The organism is Bacillus sp. BC08 (assembly GCF_054326875.1).
In genome coordinates this window covers 208,853-233,279 of the sequence record NZ_JBTGPA010000027.1, presented here as the reverse complement: position 1 = coordinate 233,279, position 24,427 = coordinate 208,853, and the positions used below count along the sequence as shown (strand labels likewise).

General features: G+C 34.0%; 31 protein-coding genes and 1 pseudogene. 19 read left to right on the top strand and 13 right to left on the bottom strand.

Annotated features, from left to right (window positions below; translation table 11 throughout):
• Positions 1–10 precede the first annotated feature (10 nt).
• Positions 11–487: a DUF2690 domain-containing protein gene (locus ACXVYO_RS07485; protein WP_458466508.1), complete on the top strand. Its 477-nt coding sequence runs from the start codon at positions 11–13 to the stop codon at positions 485–487.
• Positions 488–595: 108 nt separating this feature from the next.
• Here ACXVYO_RS07485 and ACXVYO_RS07480 read toward each other — a convergent pair whose 3' ends face one another.
• Positions 596–1,132, bottom strand: a complete 537-nt coding sequence (locus tag ACXVYO_RS07480) for a GNAT family N-acetyltransferase (protein ID WP_458466507.1) — start codon at positions 1,130–1,132, stop codon at positions 596–598.
• Between the two features lie 184 nt (positions 1,133–1,316).
• Positions 1,317–1,805: a DinB family protein gene (locus tag ACXVYO_RS07475; protein ID WP_458466506.1), complete on the bottom strand. Its 489-nt coding sequence runs from the start codon at positions 1,803–1,805 to the stop codon at positions 1,317–1,319.
• 184 nt (positions 1,806–1,989) lie between these two features.
• Here ACXVYO_RS07475 and ACXVYO_RS07470 point away from each other — a divergent pair, with 184 nt between their 5' ends.
• Complete coding sequence (locus tag ACXVYO_RS07470; protein ID WP_458466505.1) at positions 1,990–2,466, top strand: DinB family protein; 477 nt, start codon at positions 1,990–1,992, stop codon at positions 2,464–2,466.
• A gap of 263 nt (positions 2,467–2,729) precedes the next feature.
• The gene (locus ACXVYO_RS07465) at positions 2,730–3,767 is read left to right on the top strand and encodes a DUF4003 domain-containing protein (RefSeq protein ID WP_458466504.1); all 1,038 of its coding nucleotides are present in this window, start codon (positions 2,730–2,732) and stop codon (positions 3,765–3,767) included.
• An 83-nt stretch (positions 3,768–3,850) separates the two neighbouring features.
• On the opposite strand, the gene ACXVYO_RS07460 is transcribed toward ACXVYO_RS07465, so the two are convergent.
• Positions 3,851–4,615 carry a DUF817 domain-containing protein gene (locus ACXVYO_RS07460; RefSeq protein WP_458466503.1) on the bottom strand — a complete coding sequence of 255 codons (765 nt, stop codon included), beginning with the start codon at positions 4,613–4,615 and terminating at the stop codon, positions 3,851–3,853.
• Positions 4,616–4,874: 259 nt separating this feature from the next.
• On the opposite strand from ACXVYO_RS07460, the gene ACXVYO_RS07455 reads away from it, so the two are divergent.
• Positions 4,875–5,426: a GNAT family N-acetyltransferase gene (locus tag ACXVYO_RS07455; RefSeq protein ID WP_458466502.1), complete on the top strand. Its 552-nt coding sequence runs from the start codon at positions 4,875–4,877 to the stop codon at positions 5,424–5,426.
• Positions 5,427–5,525: 99 nt separating this feature from the next.
• Entirely contained in the window at positions 5,526–5,753 is a 228-nt protein-coding gene (locus tag ACXVYO_RS07450) for a coiled-coil domain-containing protein (protein ID WP_001047302.1), read from the top strand.
• Between the two features lie 72 nt (positions 5,754–5,825).
• On the opposite strand, the gene ACXVYO_RS07445 is transcribed toward ACXVYO_RS07450, so the two are convergent.
• Positions 5,826–7,151 carry an ArsB/NhaD family transporter gene (locus tag ACXVYO_RS07445; RefSeq protein ID WP_458466501.1) on the bottom strand — a complete coding sequence of 442 codons (1,326 nt, stop codon included), beginning with the start codon at positions 7,149–7,151 and terminating at the stop codon, positions 5,826–5,828.
• Between the two features lie 413 nt (positions 7,152–7,564).
• Here ACXVYO_RS07445 and ACXVYO_RS07440 point away from each other — a divergent pair, with 413 nt between their 5' ends.
• Both ACXVYO_RS07440 and bshB2 read left to right on the top strand, forming a co-directional pair.
• Positions 7,565–7,915: a YojF family protein gene (locus tag ACXVYO_RS07440; protein ID WP_000407039.1), complete on the top strand. Its 351-nt coding sequence runs from the start codon at positions 7,565–7,567 to the stop codon at positions 7,913–7,915.
• A gap of 15 nt (positions 7,916–7,930) precedes the next feature.
• Positions 7,931–8,593 carry a bacillithiol biosynthesis deacetylase BshB2 gene (gene bshB2 / locus ACXVYO_RS07435; protein ID WP_000439468.1) on the top strand — a complete coding sequence of 221 codons (663 nt, stop codon included), beginning with the start codon at positions 7,931–7,933 and terminating at the stop codon, positions 8,591–8,593.
• Positions 8,594–8,856: 263 nt separating this feature from the next.
• Here the strand turns inward: bshB2 and ACXVYO_RS07430 are convergent, their stop codons facing one another.
• On the bottom strand, positions 8,857–9,285 hold the full coding sequence (locus ACXVYO_RS07430; protein WP_073515779.1) for a cytidine deaminase: 429 nt from the start codon (positions 9,283–9,285) through the stop codon (positions 8,857–8,859).
• A gap of 105 nt (positions 9,286–9,390) precedes the next feature.
• Positions 9,391–9,942, bottom strand: a complete 552-nt coding sequence (locus ACXVYO_RS07425) for a DUF5823 family protein (protein ID WP_458466500.1) — start codon at positions 9,940–9,942, stop codon at positions 9,391–9,393.
• A gap of 365 nt (positions 9,943–10,307) precedes the next feature.
• Between ACXVYO_RS07425 and ACXVYO_RS07420 the strand changes: the two genes are divergently transcribed.
• Positions 10,308–11,507, top strand: coding sequence for a multidrug effflux MFS transporter (locus ACXVYO_RS07420; RefSeq protein WP_458466499.1), 1,200 nt, complete (start codon positions 10,308–10,310; stop codon positions 11,505–11,507).
• Between the two features lie 628 nt (positions 11,508–12,135).
• Positions 12,136–13,527, top strand: a complete 1,392-nt coding sequence (locus ACXVYO_RS07415; protein ID WP_458466498.1) for an amino acid permease — start codon at positions 12,136–12,138, stop codon at positions 13,525–13,527.
• Positions 13,528–13,575: 48 nt separating this feature from the next.
• Here the strand turns inward: ACXVYO_RS07415 and ACXVYO_RS07410 are convergent, their stop codons facing one another.
• The gene (locus ACXVYO_RS07410; protein WP_458466497.1) at positions 13,576–14,595 is read right to left on the bottom strand and encodes a zinc-binding alcohol dehydrogenase family protein; all 1,020 of its coding nucleotides are present in this window, start codon (positions 14,593–14,595) and stop codon (positions 13,576–13,578) included.
• A 455-nt stretch (positions 14,596–15,050) separates the two neighbouring features.
• On the opposite strand from ACXVYO_RS07410, the gene ACXVYO_RS07405 reads away from it, so the two are divergent.
• The 4 genes from ACXVYO_RS07405 (at position 15,051) to aiiA (ending at position 17,877) form a co-directional block, all read left to right on the top strand.
• The gene (locus tag ACXVYO_RS07405) at positions 15,051–15,380 is read left to right on the top strand and encodes a PadR family transcriptional regulator (protein ID WP_073515771.1); all 330 of its coding nucleotides are present in this window, start codon (positions 15,051–15,053) and stop codon (positions 15,378–15,380) included.
• Positions 15,367–15,930: an HAAS signaling domain-containing protein gene (locus tag ACXVYO_RS07400; protein ID WP_458466496.1), complete on the top strand. Its 564-nt coding sequence runs from the start codon at positions 15,367–15,369 to the stop codon at positions 15,928–15,930. The genes ACXVYO_RS07405 and ACXVYO_RS07400 overlap by 14 nt, the downstream gene beginning before the upstream one ends.
• Entirely contained in the window at positions 15,920–16,783 is an 864-nt protein-coding gene (locus ACXVYO_RS07395; RefSeq protein ID WP_458466495.1) for a DUF4097 family beta strand repeat-containing protein, read from the top strand. The genes ACXVYO_RS07400 and ACXVYO_RS07395 overlap by 11 nt, the downstream gene beginning before the upstream one ends.
• Before the next feature lie 341 nt (positions 16,784–17,124).
• Complete coding sequence (gene aiiA, locus ACXVYO_RS07390; protein ID WP_458466494.1) at positions 17,125–17,877, top strand: quorum-quenching N-acyl homoserine lactonase AiiA; 753 nt, start codon at positions 17,125–17,127, stop codon at positions 17,875–17,877.
• Positions 17,878–17,917: 40 nt separating this feature from the next.
• Here aiiA and ACXVYO_RS07385 read toward each other — a convergent pair whose 3' ends face one another.
• The 3 genes from ACXVYO_RS07385 to ACXVYO_RS07375 form a co-directional block, all read right to left on the bottom strand.
• Positions 17,918–18,412, bottom strand: a complete 495-nt coding sequence (locus ACXVYO_RS07385) for a hypothetical protein (RefSeq protein WP_458466709.1) — start codon at positions 18,410–18,412, stop codon at positions 17,918–17,920.
• 89 nt (positions 18,413–18,501) lie between these two features.
• Complete coding sequence (locus ACXVYO_RS07380) at positions 18,502–18,966, bottom strand: DMT family transporter (protein ID WP_458466493.1); 465 nt, start codon at positions 18,964–18,966, stop codon at positions 18,502–18,504.
• Between the two features lie 14 nt (positions 18,967–18,980).
• On the bottom strand, positions 18,981–19,427 hold the full coding sequence (locus ACXVYO_RS07375) for a DMT family transporter (protein WP_458466492.1): 447 nt from the start codon (positions 19,425–19,427) through the stop codon (positions 18,981–18,983).
• A 109-nt stretch (positions 19,428–19,536) separates the two neighbouring features.
• Between ACXVYO_RS07375 and yeiL the strand changes: the two genes are divergently transcribed.
• The 3 genes from yeiL (at position 19,537) to ACXVYO_RS07360 (ending at position 21,215) form a co-directional block, all read left to right on the top strand.
• Complete coding sequence (gene yeiL / locus ACXVYO_RS07370) at positions 19,537–20,229, top strand: transcriptional regulator YeiL (RefSeq protein ID WP_458466491.1); 693 nt, start codon at positions 19,537–19,539, stop codon at positions 20,227–20,229.
• 13 nt (positions 20,230–20,242) lie between these two features.
• On the top strand, positions 20,243–20,596 hold the full coding sequence (locus ACXVYO_RS07365; protein ID WP_458466490.1) for a glyoxalase superfamily protein: 354 nt from the start codon (positions 20,243–20,245) through the stop codon (positions 20,594–20,596).
• A 370-nt stretch (positions 20,597–20,966) separates the two neighbouring features.
• Entirely contained in the window at positions 20,967–21,215 is a 249-nt protein-coding gene (locus ACXVYO_RS07360) for a hypothetical protein (RefSeq protein WP_458466489.1), read from the top strand.
• Between the two features lie 36 nt (positions 21,216–21,251).
• Here the strand turns inward: ACXVYO_RS07360 and ACXVYO_RS07355 are convergent, their stop codons facing one another.
• Positions 21,252–22,289, bottom strand: a complete 1,038-nt coding sequence (locus ACXVYO_RS07355; protein WP_458466488.1) for a serine hydrolase domain-containing protein — start codon at positions 22,287–22,289, stop codon at positions 21,252–21,254.
• A gap of 102 nt (positions 22,290–22,391) precedes the next feature.
• Positions 22,392–22,586 (bottom strand): hypothetical protein, encoded by a 195-nt coding sequence (locus tag ACXVYO_RS07350; RefSeq protein WP_458466487.1) that lies wholly within the window; start codon positions 22,584–22,586, stop codon positions 22,392–22,394.
• Positions 22,587–22,718: 132 nt separating this feature from the next.
• On the opposite strand from ACXVYO_RS07350, the gene ACXVYO_RS07345 reads away from it, so the two are divergent.
• Complete coding sequence (locus tag ACXVYO_RS07345; protein WP_061677629.1) at positions 22,719–23,000, top strand: hypothetical protein; 282 nt, start codon at positions 22,719–22,721, stop codon at positions 22,998–23,000.
• A gap of 28 nt (positions 23,001–23,028) precedes the next feature.
• Here ACXVYO_RS07345 and ACXVYO_RS07340 read toward each other — a convergent pair whose 3' ends face one another.
• Positions 23,029–23,319 carry a DUF3784 domain-containing protein gene (locus ACXVYO_RS07340; RefSeq protein ID WP_458466486.1) on the bottom strand — a complete coding sequence of 97 codons (291 nt, stop codon included), beginning with the start codon at positions 23,317–23,319 and terminating at the stop codon, positions 23,029–23,031.
• A gap of 93 nt (positions 23,320–23,412) precedes the next feature.
• On the opposite strand from ACXVYO_RS07340, the pseudogene ACXVYO_RS07335 reads away from it, so the two are divergent.
• Positions 23,413–23,520, top strand: a pseudogene (locus ACXVYO_RS07335) (MazG nucleotide pyrophosphohydrolase domain-containing protein); the annotation flags it as partial.
• 72 nt (positions 23,521–23,592) lie between these two features.
• Complete coding sequence (gene bla2, locus ACXVYO_RS07330) at positions 23,593–24,366, top strand: BcII family subclass B1 metallo-beta-lactamase (protein WP_458466485.1); 774 nt, start codon at positions 23,593–23,595, stop codon at positions 24,364–24,366.
• The last annotated feature ends 61 nt before the right edge of the window (positions 24,367–24,427 follow it).

Below are 24,427 nucleotides of genomic sequence, written 5' to 3'. Positions count from 1 at the left end.
GTGGAATACTTTGAAACTTTTAAAAAAGCTAAGTTCATGTTTTTGTCTATCATTGCTCGTTTTAACTAGTGTGTTTAGTACGACGAATAATGATAAAGCATATGCAGAAGATCATTCGTATGATGGGAAAAGTCCGTATTACAATAGCTGTGATCAATCGGCAGTAACGAAAGAAAAGAAATGGATTGATTCCAATTCTTATGTGGAATTAAAATTTAGCACAACGTGTAAGACAGCATGGGCAAAAGTTACTGTAACTCGTCCAGCAGTTTATAATAACGAAGCTGATGCAAGAATTGTAAGAAAAACAGATGGAAAGGCATATACTTGCGGGAGTGCTGGAGGAAACGGTGTAGTGAATAAAGGGCAAACATCATGTTATACGCCAATGGTATATGATTTAGATCCAAGAAAGGCGCAAGCGCAAGGGAAACATGCCATTCCGAATAGTGATGCATATAATTATGCTGAGACTATTTGGTATTGATATAATACATGAGTTAAGAGTTGTTATTTGATATGAAAATGAAAGAGCCTTACTGCATTTTATTGTGGTAAGGTTCTTTCAAGTTGTTAATAGTTTAAGAACAGTTATTTACAATGACATATCTTTATAATCACTTTTAAGTATCGCCATAATAATTTCATCTGAGAATGTATTGTTATAAAATAAAGATTGACGTAAGGTTCCTTCTTTTACAAACCCAACCTTTTCATAAGCTCTAATTCCGCGTAAATTATGGTTAAATACTTCTAACTGTAACCGATTTAAATATAGTTGTTCAAAAACAAATTTTAAAACAATTGTAATAGCTTCAGTTCCATATCCTTGTCCTGTGAGTGCTATGGAAAGCATTGATATTCTGAATCCTGCTCTTTTGTTCTCCTCATCGATATCTAAAACCGACAACTCTCCAATCATTTCGTCAGTGCTTTTTAAACAAATAGCGAAATCATAGCGACTTGAATCATTATTGATATGATCTATATGTGCTTTAATTTGCTCCAATGAAAAAGTAGACTTGGTTCCAGTCATATATCTTATTTCATCATCCATTGTACTTTCTAATATAATAGGCGCATCTAGCTGACAAAGAGGTCTTAAATAAATTCTTTCACTCCCTAATCTCATTATAAATTTCTCCTTAAGGTTGGTGATACAGTATCTAAATATTTTTGATAAAAATTGTATTGTTTGAAAAGTATGAGTCTTACTTTAATATTACGTGAATTTTATAATGATATGGTATACCTAAAACAAATGATAAAAGTTTTATACACAACAAAATATATCAACAAGTCTTTTAATAATTGCATTAACTAAGATCTGTATCAGGAGGAGTATACCCAAGGTGACGAGCCATTGATACAATTTGTCCTTTATGATGAAATTCATGTGTCTCTGTATGAGTTAAAAGCCATAGCGGTGTCGTGCTCCAAGGCTCTTTTTGCCATTTTACTTCATTTGCTATATTTTCGAGCCAGCGGTCATTGTATTCATCTAAAAAACGTTGTACAGTCTCATCTACTAACTTAAATCTAGCACGGACTTTCTCCACATCTGCATGCTCAATTTCATAATCACTAGCAAATGAAAAATCTGCCCGTTTTTGCTTGAATGCAAATGATCCAAGCCAGTATCGATAGCAATCAGCTACATGAATATGCGTCTTTATAATGCTACCATTCCCGAAATTCGGAACAGTGCTATGTAATTTTTCTAGTGGGATTTCTTCCAAAAATGAAAATAGAGTTTCTCTTGTAGAGCTAATAAGATTATATTGCTGTTTTAAAACATGTAACATGTGATTAACACTCCTCTTTTAGTTACTAAACTATTTGTGTAGTAACTAATTCTATATGTACGAGAGGTGAACCTTTTTATTATTTTTACTAAGCATATTTGATGTATTTCTTCATTGTTTCTGATAGATTAAACAAGGTGAAACTTTAATAAGTTGAACATTTTTAGTTCATAATAAATGGTACATGAAGAAGGAGAACGATAAAATGAACAGACTAGTTGGCTTAAAACAATTTGAAATAACACGCGGGGAATTGCTAAAATTAATGGAGACGCTAGACGATAAAACTGTAGATACACAGCCAGAGGGTTTTAACAATACAATTCGCTGGCATATCGGTCATGTGTTAACGGCAGCAGAAGTTTTCATGTTTGGAAAAGAATTCAAACAATTACCAACTGAATATCCAGGTATGTTTGGGTATGGATCAAGACCGTCTAAATGGAAAACAGAGGGGCCGTCATTGGAAGTGTTAGCGGCTCAATTAAAAGAACAAGCGAAACGTATTAACGAAATTCCAGCAGAAGCGTTTGAAAATAAACTGCCAGAGCCATTCCTAGGATTGGAAACAGTAGGGGAGCTATACGGTATGATGCTTTATCATGAAGCGGATCATATTGGGCAAATGAAGGCGATGGAGCGTATTATTAAAGCTCTGTAGTTCTAATTGTATTTAAAAAACGAAAGTACAGATGTTTTGTCAAAATTGAGGTGTAAGACGTTACAACCTTATTTTTCACAATACAGGTGTAATGTGAAATAATATATAAACAAAAAGGGTAGATAATTTATTATCTACTTTTTTTGTTGTTGAACTTCTTGAAAGATTATGAGCGCTTACCATAGTAAGAATAGTTATTACTTTTTGGTTTACATAATAGAAAAATATTGAAGAAAATACAGAAATAAGGTTGCGAAATCTATATGAAATATAAGTATAATAGTAGAGAAGAACTAGAAATAGGGGTGAATATTATGATTACATTAGAACAAAAGTTGGAGCAATATACACATACATATGGACAGTTAAAGGGAGAGCTAAAATGGAAAACGAGTGATTCTAGAACAGGTATGATGATTGCTGCTATGTATACAGGTAGTGATAAATTGTTTGATCTTGGACGTTTTTTAGAAATTAGTAGTTATATTAAAAATCAAGTAGGGATGTTTTCGTACTTAAAGTCTTATCATCGCTTTGTGGTGGCCGCAACATTAGATATTCACTTTACAGATTATAAGAAAGCTTTTCGGAAGTTTTTAGATTTATATGAAAAATTGGTTGCTGGTGGTTTTAGCCGAAGTATATTTACTTATCTCGCAGCAGCTGTCCTTTTAACAGAAGAGAATGAACAGCATGGCACGCACATTCAGCGTTCGATGCAAGTATATAAACGTATGAAAGAGGATCACCTTTTTCTTACAAGTGCAAATGATTATCCACTCGCGGTTTTACTAGCAGGACAATCAGAGAATGTAGAAACACTTATGGATCGTGTAGAACGTCTGTATCAGAAACTAGCGAAAGCTGGTTTGCGCAAAGGGAATGATCTTCAGTTTTTAAGTCATATCCTTTCACTAAAGAGAGATGTCCGTGAAGAAATGTTAGTTGCAACATGCACAAATATATGGAATTTGTTAAAACAAGAAAAGGTAAAAGTGAAACAGATGCATTATCCAGCAATCGGGTTACTAGCGTTACTTGAGGATGGAGAAAAAGAGGTTCATGCTATTAAAGCATTGATTGAAAAGTTGCAGGGGGAGAAATTATTCCGTTGGCATACAGATGCGAATATTCTTATTGCTATTCAATTGTTCGTAAGTCAGAAAGGTGAGGAAAGTAAAGCTACCAACACAGGTTTACAAACTATGATAGAAGTCCTCATACAAGCACAACAGGCAGCTATGATGGCAACGATTGCCGCTTCGTCTGCAGCAACCTCTTCTGCTAGTAGTAGTTCATAATGTGTAACTGCTTTAATAAGTAAGGTGAAAAAGCCCATCACTTTCTAATGAGTGATGGGCTAACTATTTTTACATAATCAGTATTATCTTTTCGACGCCTTCATATGTTTAAGTTGTGTAACAATCATAATGCTAATAACAACGAGTAAAAACCATGAGCTAATTTTGCTTAAGTGAACGAGATTCCATGCTTCCCGTTGATTTGGATATTGCCATGCCCCGAAAAATGTTGCGATGTTCTCTGCAATCCAAATAAAGAAACCGATAAGGAAAAAGGAGAGAACGAGTGGCATTTTATATGTAACGCCTCGTAATGAAAATGCCACAAATGTGCGAAAGAAAACGATGAATAATAGTAAAGTTAATACACATCTAAAGTCATATAGAAAATGATGGGTGAAAAAATTGAAGTAAATCATTGCTCCTAGCGGTACGGCAAAAATAGCCCTCGGCCAATGGTGCATTTGTAAATGCAATCTTCTCCACGCTTGGCATATGTAACTGGCAACACTTGCATACATAAAACCACTGTAAAGCGGAACTCCAAAAACTTTTGAATATGCTTCTTCCGGATAACTCCATGAACCGAAATGTACTTTATATATTTCTAGTAGAAGGCCGATGAGATGGAAGACAGTAATTACTTTTAATTCGTCTTTCGTTTCAAGTCCAGTTTTGTACATAATCCACTGCATAAGAAGACATACAATGAGTATGAAATCGTAGCGGTATAACCCTGGAATCGATATGATTTTTGAAAGGGCTAGTGTTAAAAAAATAACGATAGGGAATAAACAGGATAATGCTTGTTCATAAGTAAAATAGAGTAGTTGTTTTACATAAAACATGTTTTCACCTTCTAGGATTTCTTATTTTGATTGAATAATCTGAAGAATAATTAAGTATACTATAGTTCTAAATGATAGAAAACTATAATTAGTTTGTTTGAAAAAACAAAAAAATGTAAAATGAAGTTAACTTAATGCAGAGGAGATGTGCCAATGTCAGCGCTTATTGTATGTATCCCGTTTATAACGCAGTTTATGGAACAAGGGGATAAATAGGCTAAAATAAGTATCCCCGTTATTAAAAAAGGGGGAGTTTGAAATGACAATGAAACTTTTTCAAAATAAAACGATGAAATTAACAGCTATGAGAGAAAACGATGCTGAAGTAATGGCCAAATGGCAAGAAGATAGTGAGTATTTAAGAAATGTCGATACAGATATAGCATTCCCGCAATCTTTACAGGAAATAGCAAGTGATGGTCTATTAAAGGGACGGAGATCGAATAGTGTTTCTTTCATGGTAAGGACAGCTCAAGAAGATCGCTTAATTGGTTTTGTTGCAATTCATGGCATAGAGTGGAATAACAGGACGGGTTTATTAGCAATTGGTATAGGAGATGCAAATGATAGAGGGAAGGGATATGGAAGAGAAGCGATCTACCTTATCTTAAAATATGCTTTCTATGAATTGAATTTACACCGCGTCGGTCTGGATGTTATTTCTTATAATAAAGCTGCTATTGAGTTGTATAAAAAAATGGGTTTTCAGATGGAAGGCTGTATGAGAGAAGCAGTTCAAAGGGATGGGAAGAGTTTTGATCGTATCATTATGGGGATATTAAGGGATGAATGGATCGAGCTGCAAGGTTAAAAAGTACATTCGAAATTATATATGTAGTATGCAGGAGATATAATGATAATTGGCGAAAATTTACAGTGTACTGATTGAATTTATAAGGAGTTATGCAAAATGAATTTAGAAAAAGCAAAACCAGTAAATGAAGAGGTCGCTGAATTAAAGGAACTAATTAAAGAATTACACGGAAGTGTACATCAATTGCAAAGTGAAGTGCAGCAACTAAGGCACGAAAGACCGGTTGTTGAAGTGAGAAAAGGTGTTCAATTATCGCCAGCAATCGTTGGACAAATTGGCGGTATGATTTTAGGTGGTTTAGCAATTATCGGTATATTTTGGTGATGAAAAAAAGGTATGCAGCATAGTGCTGCATACCTTTTGTATTTGACGATATAATTTCACGCACTACAACTTTTACATTAAATAACGTAAATAAATATAAGCGTGTGATAATAGTAATGCAATGATAGTTAACGGTAAACCAATTTTTAAGAAATCCATATAAGAGAAAGCATGTCCTTCACGTTTTGCAATACCAGCAACGACTACGTTTGCGGATGCTCCGATTAATGTTCCGTTTCCTCCTAAGCAAGCTCCAAGTGATAACGCCCACCATAGTACTTCGATTTGCGGAGAATCGACAGATAATCCAAGTCCTGTAGCTAAGTCTTGAATAAGTGGGATCATCGTTGCGACAAAGGGGATATTGTCAATTGTCGCAGATGCGATGCCTGATACCCACAAGATAAGTATCGCAGCGAAACCGATATCGCCATTTGTTACGTCGAGTACTTCTGTTGCAAGTGAAGAAATAAGTCCGATATCAATTAACCCGCCAACGAGAATGAATAGTCCAGCGAAGAAGAAAATGGTTACCCATTCAACGTGGGCAAATACATCTTCAATATCATGTTCTTTTACTCCGATTAGCATAAGAAGTGTAGCGCCTGTCATCGCGACAACCGCAGCGTCTACATGAATAACAGAATGAAGTATAAAGCCTAAAATAGTTAGTCCCAAAATCGTAATTGATTTTAAAAGGAGGCTTTGATCTTTAATGTAATCTTTTTCGTTTAATACCATAAGTTTTTCGATTTGCTCAGGTGTTGTTTTTAGTTTATTGCGATACATAAAGTAAATAATGCCAAGTGTAACAATAGAGATAATAATTACGATTGGAGCTAAGTTCAGTAAAAAGGCATTAAAATCTAAATGCTTATTTGCTGATCCAATCATAATGTTCGGTGGGTCACCAATTAATGTTGCTGTTCCGCCTATATTTGAAAATAGCACTTCTGAAATCAAATAAGGAACAGGATTTACTTTTAAAATACGTGTAATGGATAGTGTAACAGGTACGATTAATAAGACGGTCGTTACGTTGTCCAAAAATGCTGATCCGACAGCAGTTAATAGGGATAGCAATAATAAAATGCGGATTGGTTTTCCGCCAGCTGCTTTTGCCGCTTTAATGGCCACAAATTCAAATACGCCTGATTGACTCGTAATATGTACGAGAATCATCATCCCAATTAAAAGGGTGATCGTTTCCCATTGAATATGTGATGTGAAAGCAGTATGTAAATCTACAACTCCAAAAATAATCATAATAGCAGCACCGAATAGTGCGATTACAGCACGATTCAATTTCTCAGAAATAATAAATCCGTACGTGATTAAAAATACGGCAATTGCAAAATAATATTGCCAATTTGCTACTTCATGTGCTGATTGTTCCAATCATGTCACCTTCTTTAAAGTATGTATTCAATTGTTGAAATGTATCTCGCTGTATTAATACGGGATAAAATATATTGTAGCAAATTCAAAAAAGAAAGAAAACTATTTAACGAAGTGAAGGAAAAAATGATGATTTTACATATGATATAAAGTGAAACTTTAATCAGTGGGGTTTTTGTTCATCCCCACTGATTATTAGTTGAACCAATCGGGCATTTAGGGATAGTTGATTTTCCACATAGCTGACGTGCATTTGCTGGATTTTAAGGTGGAAATCTTACTATCCGTTAATGCGGGGTAAAAAAATAAAGAAACACAGTGCAAATTATTAGGAAAAGTGGGCGCTGTCCTCTAATATAGAGATAGCAATTTACATTATTTTTGCGTAAAATGGTTTAAAGAGGTGAATTCCGATGGAAATAGTAAAAGATAGTTCTCTTATTCAAAATGAAATTGAACGTTTTGTAAATAAAGATGTATATATTCATTTAGAAACAACGAACGGAGCGTATGCGTCACACTTTAATGAAAAGATGATGACAGTTGGAGCATTCATTCGAAATGCAATTATTCGCTTTGAGCGTGGGAAGATTACTGGAACGAATCCATACCGAGTTGGTTTGAAAATGGATCATGGCTGGGTATATGCAGAAGGTATTACGCACTGGGAAGTAGACGATAAAGAGCGTTTATTACTTGCAGGGCACGATAATCAAGGTCGCTTAGCAGTTGCACTTGAGTTAAGCTTAACACCATTTAAGTAAGAAGGAGGGAAACTTATGGAGAGACATGTACTTGTTGTATTTCCGCATCCAGATGATGAAGCATTTGCGGCGGGAGGAACAATTCGCTTATTAACAGATCAAGGAGTACCTGTAACGTATGCGTGTGGTACTTTAGGACAAATGGGACGTAACATGGGGAAAAATGTATTTGCTAACCGTGAAACGATTCCAAATATCCGTGAAAAAGAATTAAAAGATGCATGTGAAGCGATGGGAATTCAAGATTTAAGAATGCTTGGTTTCCATGATAAAACGTTAGAATTTGAAGATGTTGATTTCGTTGCAGATAAAATTGAAGCAATCATTCAAGAAGTAAATCCATCTCGAATTATTACATTTTATCCAGAGCACGGCGTACATCCAGATCATGATGCATTTGGCCGCGCAGTTGTTCGCGCTGTATCACGTATGCAAAAAGAAGAACGTCCAGTCATTCATGCAGTTGCAATTACGAGAAATCGCGAAGCTGTATTAGGTGAGCCGGATGTTGTAAATAATATTAGTGAAGTATTCGAGCATAAATTAGCTGCACTAGGTGCGCATCGTTCACAAACAGAAGCGATGTTAGAAGAAACACATGCAAAAATCAAAAACAAAGATGCAGCAACATTAAAATGGCTGCAACTTGAACAATTTTGGACTTATAAATGGGAGTAGGCTAGAAGGGAACCTTCTAGTAGCTCTTACATAGAAAAAGCACCGTCATTTGTGACGGTGCTTTTTTAGTGAATCATTTTTATTCTTCCGCTATTTGCGAGTAGCCTTCACTTTATCCCGCATTAACGGGCAGTAAGCCTACCACCTGGAAATTCAAAAAAAGCAAAGAAGATAGGTGGAGGCGGACTGCCCGTAAAAGCCCAATTGGTGAGGGCTGATAATCAGTGGGGATGAACAAAACCCACACTGATTAAAGTTTCACTTTATCTCGTACTCCATTCTTTTGCGAATTCATCATGATATGCTTCGCTCCAATGGTATGGCTGCAACTCTTTTAACGGTTTAAAAATAACATCTTGTTTAGAATTTGTAATGGCGCATAGTACTTCTGGTCCCCAATAAAATAAACGTTCTTGGCATACACCACAAGGTGATAATACTTTTAACTCAGAATGCTCATTTTCTCTTGCAAGACAAATCGAATGTGTAACTTTCTTATGGAATTTATGTGCTTCTAAAATAGCACCTGTTTCCATACAAAGTTCTGTTGAAGCGTTTATTACGTCTGGGGCAACACTTGTATAAATGGATCCATCTTCTACACGAATTGCTGCAGCTCCGCCCCAATTATGCGGATACCTTTGTTCAATTAAATTTTTCACTGCATCATATAATTGTTGTTCAATGCTCAATTGTAGTCCTCATTTCTGCTTAAATTTTGATTCAATGACAGTTATTTTTTTAGTTACACGGCTAAAAAAGAATAGACACTCAATTTCAAACTATAAATGCAAGAATTATTTTTCATCTGCATACTTTTCCTCTAAGGCAATTAATAGAGGAATTGATATAGTTACAAGAATGATTAAAGTGGTTATAAAAGATTTAGAAAGAGAAAAAGAACCTTCAATTAAAGGTGATAAAAACTTGAATGAAAGTATACTTGTTATTAAGGAAACTACTAAAAAGCTAAAAAGAGACACATTTTTATTTTTGATAGATGTTTCTATAAAATCTTTAAGACAGCTTATGACGACAAATATAGTTAATATAATAAGAGAAATAAAATAATGTGTTACATTTGTCATACTAATAGTAGGATTGTCTATTATGTAAGCAAGTAATTTAGATACTAACATACCTCCAAATAATAAAATAATAAAAGCAAGTAATCCTTCCGACGTATAAGTGCTGAAATTATCTTTCTTGTTAAAGAGTTTATAATTCAGAGTAGATTGGCTTATTTGAATTAGGAATAGGGTAATAATCCACACATAATATACAATTGGTAATTCTCCTGAGAATAGAGCAATTAGGAAATTTATTACTGTCCTTAAAATTTCAATCATTACAAAAATCCTCCTGTTTGTAAGCTTTGCGAAATTAGAAATATGCTAGTCTATCGTTTAATAATTAGATCTATTAATTCAAACTATTTCTAATTATTCCACAAAAAGGTGGTTGCTTCAAGTTATCCTTTTAACAAATTCTTCAAGGCTCCACACTAGAAAAAGAAACACAATATGTAATATAATTGAAAAAGTATATATTAAAATCAATGTTAATATTACCCTCCTATAAGTATTAACATACGTAATTGAGGTGTTTTCTTTGTTATTTTATGATCGTATTTCTATAATGGCCCCTCCTGTTCCGTAGCTAAGGAAAGTCTTTTTATTTCTGAGATTTTCAAAGTTATAGGAGGGTATGAAAAATGAAAAAAGTCTCAGTACCATCACTTTTGTTAATGATCATTCTTGTCGCATTTCCGCAAATTAGTGAAACGATTTACACACCGTCTTTACCTGATATTTCAAAGGCGTTACACGTAAGTAATAATGAGGTGCAGTTAACACTTAGTGTGTATTTTGCTGGATTTGCTTTAGGTGTATTTTTTATTGGATGGTTATCAGATATAGTTGGTCGTCGACCGGCAATGTTATTTGGAATTGTAATATATGGCGCTGGAAGTTTCTTATGCTTTATTGCAAATTCCATTGAAGTTTTATTGCTAAGCCGTTTTATTCAAGCGTTTGGAGCAAGTGCTGGCTCTGTTGTGACACAAACGATTCTTCGTGAAAGTGTAGAAGGGCATAAGAGGCATGTTATGTTTGCTCAAATCTCGGCAGTCATTGCTTTTACACCAGCGATAGGACCGTTAATTGGTGGCTTTCTTGATCAAATGTTTGGATTTAAAATCGTATTTTTAAGTTTAGTAGTTATGAGTATCGGGATTTTTCTGTATACGTTTGTTTCTCTTCCAGAAACAAAAACGGACTCAGTAACGAATAAAATAAATGTGTTTTCTGTTTTAAAACGGTTGGTTACAAATCCGAAAGTAGTAACATATGGGTTATTAATTGGGGGAGCGAATGGTGTTTTATTTAGCTATTATGCAGAAGCGCCGTTTATCTTTATTGAATACTTTCAGTTATCGCCTAGTATGTATGGGTTTTTAGGAATTGTTGTTGCTTCTGCTTCTATTATTGGAGCGAAAGTTTCAAAACGATTGCTTGCTACTTATAAACCAGAGAAGATTATATATATCGGTTGTCTCATAATGACGGGGGGAGCTATCCTTTTATCTGTTATTACTTCATTTGGATCAAATCCAAACATAATATATATGATAGGATTTTTAATAGCGATGTTTATATTGCTATTAGGAATTGGAGTAGCGTTACCTAACTGTTTAAGTTTAGCATTAGTAGATTTTCAAGAGGTTATTGGTACAGCAGGAGCATTGTTTAGCTTAGGGTACTATGTAATTGTAACGATGACAATTTGGGGAATGAGCCAGCTTCATACGGGATCGTTACTCGTGATGCCACTTTATTTTCTAGCTATAGTAGTTATCATGATGGTGTTTACTAAAGTGTTTATTTTAGGGAAACAAACTTCAAAAATGATTTAAATATGAAATGGTAAAAGAGTCTCATTTTTTAATGAGACTCTTTTATATGTTATGAAAATGATTAGTGGATATACGAACAAAAATTAAAGGTATTGTTGATTGATTTAAGTGTAATTATATTTTTCTTAAAGTAGGAGATGGAATAAATAAGAGATGTAGAAGCCAGTGACTTTGTAGTTCTATTAATATATTAAATTTCTGCGTGGTTCGTTAATTGCATGTGTAAGCAATTACAGTACAAACTATAATTAGTGAAATAACCGAGGAGGATAGGATATCCTCGGTTATTTATATTGTAATAATATTCATGACGGAATCATATTGAATAGATGTATTTTATTGTTAATTTAGTTAAAAATTAATCAGACTTATGTATAATAATTTATCGAAAAAATAATTGAACTTTTCAGATAAATGAATTAATATAAGGTAAGTAATTTTAAGATTTATAGAATATTGGAAGGTGAAAGGTTTTGAGAATTTTGTAAGAGGCAAAAAACGATTTTAGGATAGCTTTAAAGCTAGTGTAAAATGACGTTTGCTTCATCATTTTCAGGGCCGAAAGGAATTAGGGGAAAGCATCTTGTTTTAAAATGCGGCTATGAATCATCTAAGAGGGGGAAGTGAAGTGGCAAACAAAGAATTGAAAAGAGGCTTAGAAGCACGTCATATTCAAATGATCGCTTTAGGTGGAACGATTGGTGTTGGTTTGTTTATGGGGTCAGCCAGCACAATTAAATGGACAGGTCCGTCAGTAATGCTTGCGTATGCAATTGCAGGTATTTTTATTTTCTTTATTATGCGTGCGATGGGTGAAATGTTGTATATGGAACCAAGTACAGGTTCATTTGCGACGTTCGGTCATAAGTATATTCATCCGTTAGCTGGTTATATGACAGCGTGGAGTAACTGGTTCCAGTGGGTTATCGTTGGGATGTCAGAAATTATTGCAGTTGGAGCGTATATGCAATATTGGTTCCCAGACTTACCAGCTTGGATACCAGGTGTAATCGCGATGGTTATTCTTGGCGCAGCTAACTTAATTTCTGTTAAGTCATTTGGTGAATTTGAATTTTGGTTTGCGATGATTAAAATCGTTACAATTCTATTAATGATTATTGCGGGATTTGGACTTATTTTCTTTGGAATTGGTAACGGCGGAGAAGCGATTGGCATATCTAATCTTTGGTCAAATGGCGGTTTCTTTACAGGTGGTTTTTCAGGATTCTTCTTTGCATTATCACTTGTAGTTGGTGCATACCAAGGTGTGGAATTAATTGGTATTACTGCTGGTGAAGCGAAAAATCCGAAGAAGACACTTACAAGAGCAATTCAAAGTACAATTTGGCGTATTTTAATTTTCTATATTGGTGCTATTTTCGTTATTGTAACTGTGTATCCGTGGGATCAATTAAGTACAATTGGTAGTCCGTTCGTAGCAACTTTTGCGAAGGTTGGTATTACGGCAGCAGCTGGACTTATTAACTTCGTTGTTATTACAGCGGCGATGTCTGGTTGTAATAGTGGTATTTATAGTGCGGGGCGTATGCTGTATACGTTAGGTGTAAATGGACAAGCACCGAAATATTTCACGAAACTTTCTGGAAATGGTGTACCTTTATTCGGTACAGTTGGTGTAATTATCGGTTTAGCGGTTGGTGTTGTATTAAGTTATATTGCACCGAAAAACTTATTCGTATATGTATATAGTGCGAGTGTACTTCCTGGTATGGTGCCATGGTTCGTCATTTTAATTAGCCAAATTAATTTTAGAAAAGCAAAAGGGGCAGAGATGAAAGATCATCCGTTCAAAATGCCATTTGCTCCTGTTACAAACTATTTAACAATTGCCTTTTTAATTATGGTATTAATCGGAATGTGGTTTAACGATGATACGCGTATTTCACTAGTTGTAGGTATTGCTTTCTTAGCTATCGTAACAATTAGTTTCTATGCTTTCGGAATAGGGAAACGACCTCCGTTAGATATTCCAAATGATCAAGAGATTTCAAGTAAATAAAGATAGTAAAAAGTCCGATTTCTCATTTGGAAATCGGACTTTTTATTATTAAAACTTTTCTAAAACGATTTTCCCAATTGTACTTCCGCTTTCAAGCAGGGCATGTGCTTTTTTTATATTTTCAGCGTTAATTGGTGTTAATGTTTCATTTAATGTAGTTTTTAAAATGGCTTCATCTAATAGTTCGCTTACTTTATTTAATAGTTCATGCTGCGTGATCATATCGCCAGTTTCATACATCGCTTTTGTGAACATAAACTCCCAAACGAATGTAGCACTTTTGCTTTTTAAAATACCCATCTCAAGAGGGTGCTCATTTTCTACGATAGAGCAAATTTTTCCTTGTGGTTTAATAAGCTCACATATTGCTTGCCAATGTTGATCTGTATTGTTTAAGCAGAAAATATAATCTACATCTTTTATCCCGAATTCTAATATTTGATCTTGTAAAGGTTGGTGATGGTTAATAATATAATCAGCACCGAATTTTTCAACCCAGTGTATCGTTTCAGTGCGGGATGCAGTTGTAATTACATTCAGTCCAGCCCATTTTGCAAGTTGAATGGCAATCGAGCCAACACCACCAGCTCCGCCAATAATTAAAATGTTTTTGAATGTATTCTCATCTCTTTTATTATAATCAATACCTAAGCGTTCAAATAAACCTTCCCAAGCCGTAATAGCTGTTAAAGGAAGTGCTGCAGCTTCAGCATCACTTAACGTTTTAGGTTTCTTGCCAACGATTCTTTCGTCAACTAGGTGGTATTCACTATATGTACCTTGTCTCGTAATACTTCCAGCGTAAAATACTTCGTCGCCTTCTTTAAATAACGTACAACCTTCGCCAGTTTGCACGACAACACCACTAGCATCCCAGCCAAGTATTTTCGCTACATCTTCTTTTTTATCTTTCGGAGAGCGGACTTTGGTATCGACTGGGTTAACGGAAATAGCGTTAATTTTAACGAGTATATCTCTTCCTGTAGCAACAGGTCTTTCAACTTCAATATCAATTAAACTGTTTTCTTCTTCAATAGGTAAGTATTCATGTAAACCAATTGCTTTCATTTCTATTCCCTCCATTAAAGTAAGAGTTTTTCTCTTTTATTATAGTAGGTAAAGTGTCATTATGTAAAAAAGTTGAGTCATTTCCATTTTGAAAAAGACCTGTTTCTGTCTCATTTAGAACTTTGTAACTGGAGAGGGTCAGCCATCGTTTTGATTTAAAAAACAGAAAGATATATTTATCCCGCTTTAATGGGCAGTAAGGCCCCCACCTCAAAATTCAGCGAAAGCAAAGAAGTTAGGTGGGGGTCGGGCTGCCCATAAAAGTCCGATTGGTGAGGGCTGATAATCAGTGGAGGATGAAGAAAACCCCCACTGATTAAAGTTTCACTTTATTTTTTTAGTGTACCTTGCAATGAACAATACTAAGTGTTATGTTATACTTGTAGTTACTTATTATAAAACAGTACTGAATAGTAAACAGTAGTTGATGTCAATTAGGATAGGGTGAATGAATATTGAATGTACAATTTAAAAAAGGAGTTTTAGAACTTTGTGTTCTTGTCTTACTGGATAAGCAAGACCGTTATGGATATGAATTAGTTCGAAGTATATCCAATCAAATTGAAATATCAGAAGGATCTGTTTATCCTCTTCTTCGAAGGCTAACTAAGGAAGAATATTTTACAACGTATTTACAGGAGTCTTCAGAAGGGCCTTCAAGAAAGTACTATACACTGACGGATAAAGGTAGAACGTATTTGTATCAACTTTTGGAGGAATGGAATGAGTTTTCACAAGGTGTCAATCAATTAATTAAAGAAGGTGTACGTAATGACGAAAGATAAATTTTTACAACAATTAAATGTATCTCTAAAAAGGTTATCTGATAAAGAGCGTGCAGATATTTTAAAAGATTATGAAGAACATTTTACTTTCGGATTAGAGGAAGGGAAAGGCGAAGAAGAAATTGCAGCTTCATTAGGTTCTCCATCTCAAATTGCCAAAGAGTTATTAGCAGATTATCATATTGAGAAAGTAACAACAAGTGCGACAACAGGAAATGTTTTCCGGGCAATTTGGGCAGTAATTGGATTAGGTTTTTTCAATTTGTTAATCGTGCTTGCACCTGCAATTACATTAGCGGCATTGATTTGTTCAGGATGGGTTCTAGGTATCTCATTTTTAGGCGCACCATTACTTGTTTTAGTTGATACTATTATACATCCAAATGCATTCTTGCTATTTAATCTTTTTGTTTCTTTAGCACTTTGTGGACTTGGATATTTCATTGTTATTGCTATGTTATTTTTAACGAAGCTAGCAAAGAATGGATTTGTTCGTTATTTAAAGTTCAATATAGCATTAGTAAAAGGTGGTTTGAAGCATGATAAATAAAAAGAGTCTTTCAATCATTGCAGGTATTATTTTCATTATTGGTATTATCGGAAGTTTATTCACGTATCGTTCAATTGCTGCAGTACCAATTTCAGAAGAAAAGGTCATTAATAATAATGTGTCAAGCGTCATTATTGATACGACTAACGTTCGTGTTAACATCAATCCTACAACAGATAGTAACGTGAAAGTAAAGTTGGATGGCGAGGTTAACCCTAACGTAAAAAGAACATTAGCAACGGATGAGAAAGATTCAACGCTTCTCATTTCTTACAAGGAAAAGCAACCGAGCTGGTTCAATTTTAATATTTCTGAAGTATTGGCGCCATTAACATTAAATGTGTATTTACCCGAAAAACAGTATGATTCATTAAAAGTGTCCAATAATAATGGCTACGTTGCTGCTAAAAAACTAAACGCAACACATTTTAATATCAATACAAGCAATGGACGTGTTGAATTAAGAGAAATCGATTCACCAAAAATTATCGCAGAAACAAACAATGGAATTATGGATTTCAAAGATATATTGGCACAAAATATTCATGTGAAATCGAACAACGGACGAATAATGCTAGACCATGTTGAAGGTGAAATAGAGGGGCAAACTAAAAATGGAAGTCTTACTCTGAAAACGAATGAACTGGATCGAAATCTCAATTTTACGACTCACAATGGAAGAATTAATATTGAAACTGAAAAAGAACCAACTGATGTTCAATTTAATGTTTCTGTTGACAATGGCAGAGCGAATATCCTTGATAAATATAATGGAAATACGGTTATTGGAAAAGGAGAAAATGTAATTAAATTAAACACACATAACGGAAATATTACAGTGAAAAAACAATAGCATATTACCTTTTATAATCTCAGCTCGCCGCACATAAAGAGCAATAATAAATAAAAGAAGAACCGACTCCTTTTCTCAATATATAGGAAGTCGGTTCTTTTATATGTAACATTCGTTTAAGGGTGTATGTATTCTTTTCATATTTCAAAATACAAACAGTTGTTTTCTTACTCTCGATTTTTAGGGGAATAACGAATAGAAATTAATAATGTAAGGAGAATTTGTGAATGACTCAAAAATAATAGTTGAAACAGTGAAAGAAGAGAAGGAGTTTATTTCTAACAGGAGGAATTTTTTTAATGTAAACTTTATCCAAAATTAAATGTAAAGGTGGATACATAATGACAGTAAAGAAGCTTTATTTCATTCCAGCAGGTCGTTGTATGTTAGATCATTCTTCTGTTAATAGTACGCTCACACCAGGGAATTTATTGAACTTACCTGTATGGTGTTATCTTTTGGAGACAGAAGAGGGGCCTATTTTAATAGATACAGGTATGCCAGAAAGTGCGGTCAATAATGAAGGACTTTTTAACGGTACATTTGTTGAAGGGCAGATTTTACCGAAAATGACTGAAGAAGATAGAATCGTAACTATTTTAAAACGTGTAGGGTATAAGCCGGAAGACCTTCTATATATTATTAGTTCTCACTTGCATTTTGATCATGCTGGAGGAAACGGTTCTTTTTCGAATACGCCAATCGTTATACAGCGTGCTGAATATGAGGCGGCACAGTATAGAGAGGAATATTTGAAAGAGTGTATACTGCCGAATTTAAACTACAAAATTATTGAAGGTGATTATGAAGTGGTACCTGGTGTTCAGTTATTGTATACACCAGGACATTCTCCAGGGCATCAGTCATTATTAATTGAGACGGAAAAATCCGGTCCTGTATTATTAACGATTGATGCATCTTATACGAAAGAGAATTTTGAAGATGAAGTGCCGTTTGCTGGATTTGATCCAGAATTAGCTTTATCTTCAATTAAACGTTTAAAAGAAGTTGTGATAAAAGAGAAGCCAATTGTTTTCTTTGGGCATGATATAGAGCAGGAAAAGGGATGTAAAGTGTTCCCTGAATATATATAGTGCAAAAAGTCATGAGCTTACGTGCTCATGACTTTTTCGTTTAAATGATTTTTTTGAATAAGTTATAAACTTTTTTAGAACTATCTTCATTTAATTGATAGTACGTAAGGCTTACATCATCAGGAGTATCTTGCTGAGCAATCATCACTTCGTTATTGTGATGGTCAACTACCCATATGAAATATTTTTTATAAGTTCCATCTTCAAAAGTAATCCACATGTCACAATCTATTAAATCTGATCCTTCTTCATCTAATATTAATTTTCCTTTTTTGGCTGTATCCATACTGTTAATGAATGTTTTTAATTCATCTGTTTTTGTGAGAAAGATATCCTTTTTTGTTTTAATTGACTCGACATGTATATCTTTTATTTCCTGTTTTCCTAAAAAGACAGGGGGCTCATTTGGATCTCTTTGAGTTGAAATGATAGTAGCTTTCTTCTTTGGCTTATTTGCTGTATAGAAGTCTTGAATAGATTTTCCAGAGTTAAAAAACCATACGATTCCAAAAATAATCAATGCGCTACCGAGCAGTAAAATGATCTTCTTAATAGAATATTCTCCTCTCTATTACTTCGAATGAAGAGCTTTTCTATTAATATATGATAGGGAAGCGTAAAGTATTATAGTTGAACTTGGTTATGCTTCACAGTTTTTACAGGGCGATCTACGAGTAAATTGTAAGTGAGCCCGATTAGTACGAAAATGCCGCCAACAACTTTGCCCATTGAAAGTTCGTGTGACAGGATGAAATCAATGATAGTCCCCGCAAATAATTGTCCAATAAAGATGAGTAACGTTAAATAAAATGCTGATATTTTAGGAGTAATATAGTTCGATAAAGAGATGACGATAACGCCTACTAATCCGCCTAAGTACACAGCGATAGGAATAGATTGTAACGTTTGCATTGGAATATAAAATGAATCTGAACTGAAAATTAAAAATAATGTAGAGAAAAATAATCCAGTAATATAATTAAAAAACGTGCCTTCCCAATTTCCAATTTCCGCTGCTAAATTCGCGTTTATAATTCTAGCAACAACGATAGAAACACCAGCTAAAATAGCGATCGTAATATATAACATTTTTCTGCCCCCCATTAATAAATTGTCATGATTATAATTCCGGAAGAGATGAAACATAATCCGATTAGTTTTTTCTTTTCAAACTTTGCAACTTTCATTCCTAATAAGCCGAAATGATCAATAACGATGGAAGCAATAGATTGACCAAGTAAACTTAATGCGATCGTAATAGAGGCACCAAGGACGGAGAAACTTATATTATTAAAAAGAACAGTGAATACCCCAATCGCTCCAGCACTATATAGAAAAAGTGGAATACCTTTATCGAAACGAATTTTATTTTTGTTTATGATTAAAATGAAGATAACTGCAATTAAACCGACAAGGTGAATGACAACGCTCGCTGTGTACTTGCCAATTAACTCAGATAAAATCCCATTCAATGGCAGCATAACGGCGATGAGCACACCAATAAAGACAGAAAGAAAGTTATACAATGTAATATCCCCTTTAATTTTCATATTTGTAATGACTGTATCATGCTGAAATTGTGTATTACTATGACATATGTCATAGTAGAGAAAGAAAATTTTGATTACAATGGGGATGAGTTGTAAAGGCGGGGGAACTATGAAGAAAGTATGTAATTCAATTAAATTAGCAAATTATATGAAACAAAATAATATTGGCTCTTTTTTTAGTAATGATATGAAACCGTATATGGAACTCATATTTTTTAAAAAGAATGAGTTTATTTGTAGAGAAAATGAAGAGATAGATTATTTATTTTTCTTCGTTGAAGGAAAAGCGAAAGCGTTTAATACATTAAGTAACGGGAAATCTGTATTGTTATGTTTTTATGATAGCTTGCAGCTGTTAGGGGATGTGGAGTTAATTCATTCTCAAAAGACAGCTTCAAACGTACAAGTGATGGCAGATTCATATTGTGTTGCTTTACCTTTAGGAAAAGTGAGAAATCAACTATTTCATGATGCGAAATTTTTACGATGTATTTGCGGATCATTAGCACATAAATTAAATAGACTTTCAAAAAATAGTACAATTAATTTACTATATCCACTTGAAAATAGACTTGCGAGTTACATGTTAGCAGCAGGAGAACGAGCGGTGCAGCATGGAAATAGAATTGTGTTTAGTGGGAATTTAACGGAAACAGCTGAATTGTTAGGAACGAGTTATCGGCACCTTTTACGTACATTGAATATTTTTTGTGATAAAGAGATTATAAAAAAGAACAATGGTTGCTTTGAAGTAGTGAATGTGGATGTTTTGAGGGAATTGGCGGCAGATGTTTATAAGTAGGAGAGGATTATAAATGATTACACCTATATTTAGAATTTTTGATATTGAAAAAGCAAGGCTATTTTACATAGATTTTTTAGGGTTTAAACTGGATTGGGAACATCGGTATGAGGAACATATGCCATTATATATGCAAATTTCGTTACATGATGCTGTAATACATTTATCAGAGCATCATGGGGATGCTTCGCCAGGTGGTGCGATTCGGGTCAAAATAGATAATGTAGAGGATTATCATTCTATATTATTGAATAAAGAATATGCGTATTCAAAACCTGATATAGAGAGAACACCGTGGGATACAATGGAATTAACTGTGATTGATCCGTTTTCAAATAGAATTATATTTTATGAGGAGAGGGCTTAGGCTTACCAAGCAATCCTTTATTAGATCGGACTGTTGAGTTAATGACTTGGCGAATAAAATAAAGAACTATCATTGAAGATATGGAGCAAAAAAATAGATCAGTAGCAGCGACTACTGATCATCCATATGTACATGAATTAGGAGAGGTCAAACATTTATTAACTTTATTATAATTGATTTTCACAAGAATAAAAACTGAAAATTCTAATTTTATGTTGAGAAAGTTTTTTTATCGAAATATATAAAAGAATAGGGGTTTTTAGGAAAAAGAAATATGATATTTATATTTTAATAAATTGTGATATAGTTTATAAAGAGTAGATTACATAAAATGTTATTTTATTACATATAAAGGGAAGAGGGGATGGTTGTGAAGTTTGATGATCAACGCCTACTAGGAGTACGATTAGGTTCTGTACTTGTAACAGAGGAAAATCAATATTTAGTAATAAAGAAAAAAGATCATTATGCACTATTAAATATACAAAATTTAGAATGCACACATGTTGAAGTGCAGCTAGAACATATTGAAGAAATGTTGCAGGAAGATTTCCAAGAAAATATAACGGAGATTATTGCACCAGAACATATAAAAATTGTTGCGAAAAATGTAATATAAAGAAAGAAGCTGGAAGGAACAGCTTCTTTCTTTTCATTATAAGGATAACGTTTTTAAGACGTCACCAATAATCCCTTCCATTTGGTGAACACCTAAGTCAGTGTTCGTCATAATAACAGCACCATTACCTCGGTATGGATAGCATGCTAGCATACATTGAAATCCCACGCCCCATCCAAGTGAATGCATTTGTAAGTCTTCGTTAGAATCATCTAGAAAGATACCTAATCCAGTCCATTTTGAGCAACCTTGAGGAGAAAGCATATCTTGTATTAATTTTTGAGAAAGTTTTAGTTTGCCCTTTCCTTGTAAGGAATGAATGATTTCGATAACTAAAGCTGATAAGTCTGTTGGTGTTGTCCAAATACCTGAAGCAGCTGCGAATGGATAAAATGGATATTTTTCATCTGTGACAATCCCATCCTTATTATGCCCACAAGCAAAGGCCTCCATTTTATTTATATCTGCAGTAGAGAATAGCATGCTATTTTTCAGTTGGAGTGGCTGAAAGATATATTCCTCAAGTAAAAGATTGAAGGGTTTTCCAGTTATATCTTCAAGTAGTAGTTCGATAATACAAAAGTTTGCATCAGAGTAGTGAAATTCACTTTCTGGTTTATAGGTCACTTCAATAGGTACGGAGCAATATGATGTTTTACCAGCAAGGATTTCGGACATGTTTGGTCGTCCTTGTGCAAGTGTATAATGCTCAAAACTATTAGGAGGATCAGTAATTCCAGATTGGTGACTTAATAAATTTCGTAATGTAACTTTTTTCTGTGAGGTAAATAGAGTGGTAGGTATGTTCCAAGATGTAAGTCTATCATTTACATCTTCATCTAAATGTATGATTTCTTGATCTGATAACGTTAGTACGAGCATTGTAGTGATGAATTTACTAATTGAACAAGAGTTGAATATAGAATTCGTAGTGACAGTTCTAGTTGTTCCAGATTCAAGTGTTCCGAAAGCAGCGACTTCGTCTAGTATACCATCACGTATAGCGGCAAGGCTTAAACCTGCAACGGAATATTGGTTCATTTTTTCGTATATATTGTTACTTTTTAAGTTCATAGTGACTCCTTTCTTAAAAAGACAGAATGTTAGTTCTATTATACAGTAGTAAATAGAGAGAAAAAGAAAAAACTTCATCTTTTATCGATGAAGTTTTTTTAGTTAATTTGAAGTGAATATTTTAAAAAATTTATCTCGGTACATGTACATAAGCCATGAAGTTGTTAGTAAGGAAATGATAACTTGTTTGTTTTGAATTGGCGCATTGAAAACAAGCCAGCCAACGATATCAAATAATAAATGTAGTGCAATTGAAAGAACTACAAATTGTAGTAACGTCTTAAAAAATCTTTTCATAATGTGTCCCCCTAAAATAAAAGGTTTTATCAACATTGTTGTATATTACTATTATACATTAAATGTGTTTCATGGTAAAATTTACATAAGTTAGTGGAATAAAACAAATGAAAGCTAATAGGAGGGATAGTCATGGAATTTTGGATGATCATACCGATAGCGGTCTTTGGGTTTATTTATATTGCTGAAAAATTGAATAGAATTGAAAAGAAAACGGATGCACGTTTAAAGAGGATGGAAGATAGATTACAGCTAATTACGAAAGAAATGGGAATTATAGATAGAGAACCTGAAATTAATAAAGAGTTACGCCAGCTTATGGAAGAAGGAAAAACAGTTACAGCAGTTAAAAGAGTAAGAGAGGCTTTTGGTTTTTCTTTACTAGAAGCGAAGCAATATGTTGATAAATTATAAAAAGATCATCCATTTGGGTGATCTTTTTTCACTGTACCATACGTGTATTTACATAGGCAGCGATTATAACGTGGCCAATTATAATGATAGGAAATAAGATTTTTGCATTAGGAGTAGTGAAGACACTGCCAATTGTGGCAATAGCACCAGCAGTTAAATTATAAAGACCAACTATTTTTGATAACTTAACTTTATCTGATACACGGCGTTCATTGAATCCTGATAAGAGCCAAGTGTATTGTTTTACTCCGATGAAATAGGCTAGTGTAAATGAAATGATTGCTAGTATGAATAAGGATGGAGAAGCGAAGAGAGTCATTGAAAACACCTCCGTTAAAGGGCTATAAATAAATTATAGTATGAATGTTATAATTTAACAAAATAGATTTTAAGTGTAATAGAAAAATGGAGTATTTATCATGAAGGGAGATTAAGTATGGATATTGTGGAATTCCAGAGATATGTATTAAATTTCAGTAAAGAAAAAGGATTTCAAGATACAACAATTGAAGAGCGTACATGGAACAAACATTTGAAATGAACTGTCTATTATAGGTAATAACTATTTCGTTTGAACGAAAGGGTGGGGAAAATGAAAAAGAATACATTATTAAAAGTAGGGGTATGTGTAAGTTTATTAGGATTAACTCAATTTGGTAGTACAATTTCTTCTGTACAAGCGGAACAAAATTTAGAGCAAAAAGTAATAAAAAATGAGTCAGGAACTATTTCAATTTCTCAGTTAAATAAAAATGTATGGGTTCATACGGAGTTAGGTTATTTTAACGGAGAAGCAGTTCCTTCGAACGGTCTAGTTCTTACTACTTCTAAAGGGGTAGTACTTGTCGATTCTTCTTGGGATGATAAACTAACGAAGGAATTAATAGAGATGGTAGAAAAGAAATTTAAGAAGCGCGTAACGGATGTCATTATTACACATGCGCACGCTGATCGAATTGGCGGAATAAAAACTTTGAAAGAAAGAGGCATTAAAGCGCATAGTACGACATTGACTGCAGAACTAGCGAAGAAAAATGGATATGAAGAACCACTTGGAGACTTACAGACCATTACAAATTTGAAGTTTGGAAATATGAAAGTAGAAACGTTCTATCCAGGGAAAGGACATACAGAAGATAATATTGTCGTATGGTTACCGCAATACAATATTTTAGCTGGAGGCTGTTTAGTGAAATCAGCGTCCGCTAAAGATTTAGGAAACGTCGCTGATGCTTATGTAAATGAATGGTCTACATCGATTGAGAATGTGCTGAAGCGATATGGAAATATAAATGCAGTAGTGCCTGGTCATGGGGAAGTAGGGGATAGGGGACTACTTTTACATACATTGGATTTGTTGAAATGAGAAACTATGGGAATATAAAAGCGAGGAGAAATAAATTTCTCCTCGCTTTCTTCTAACTATA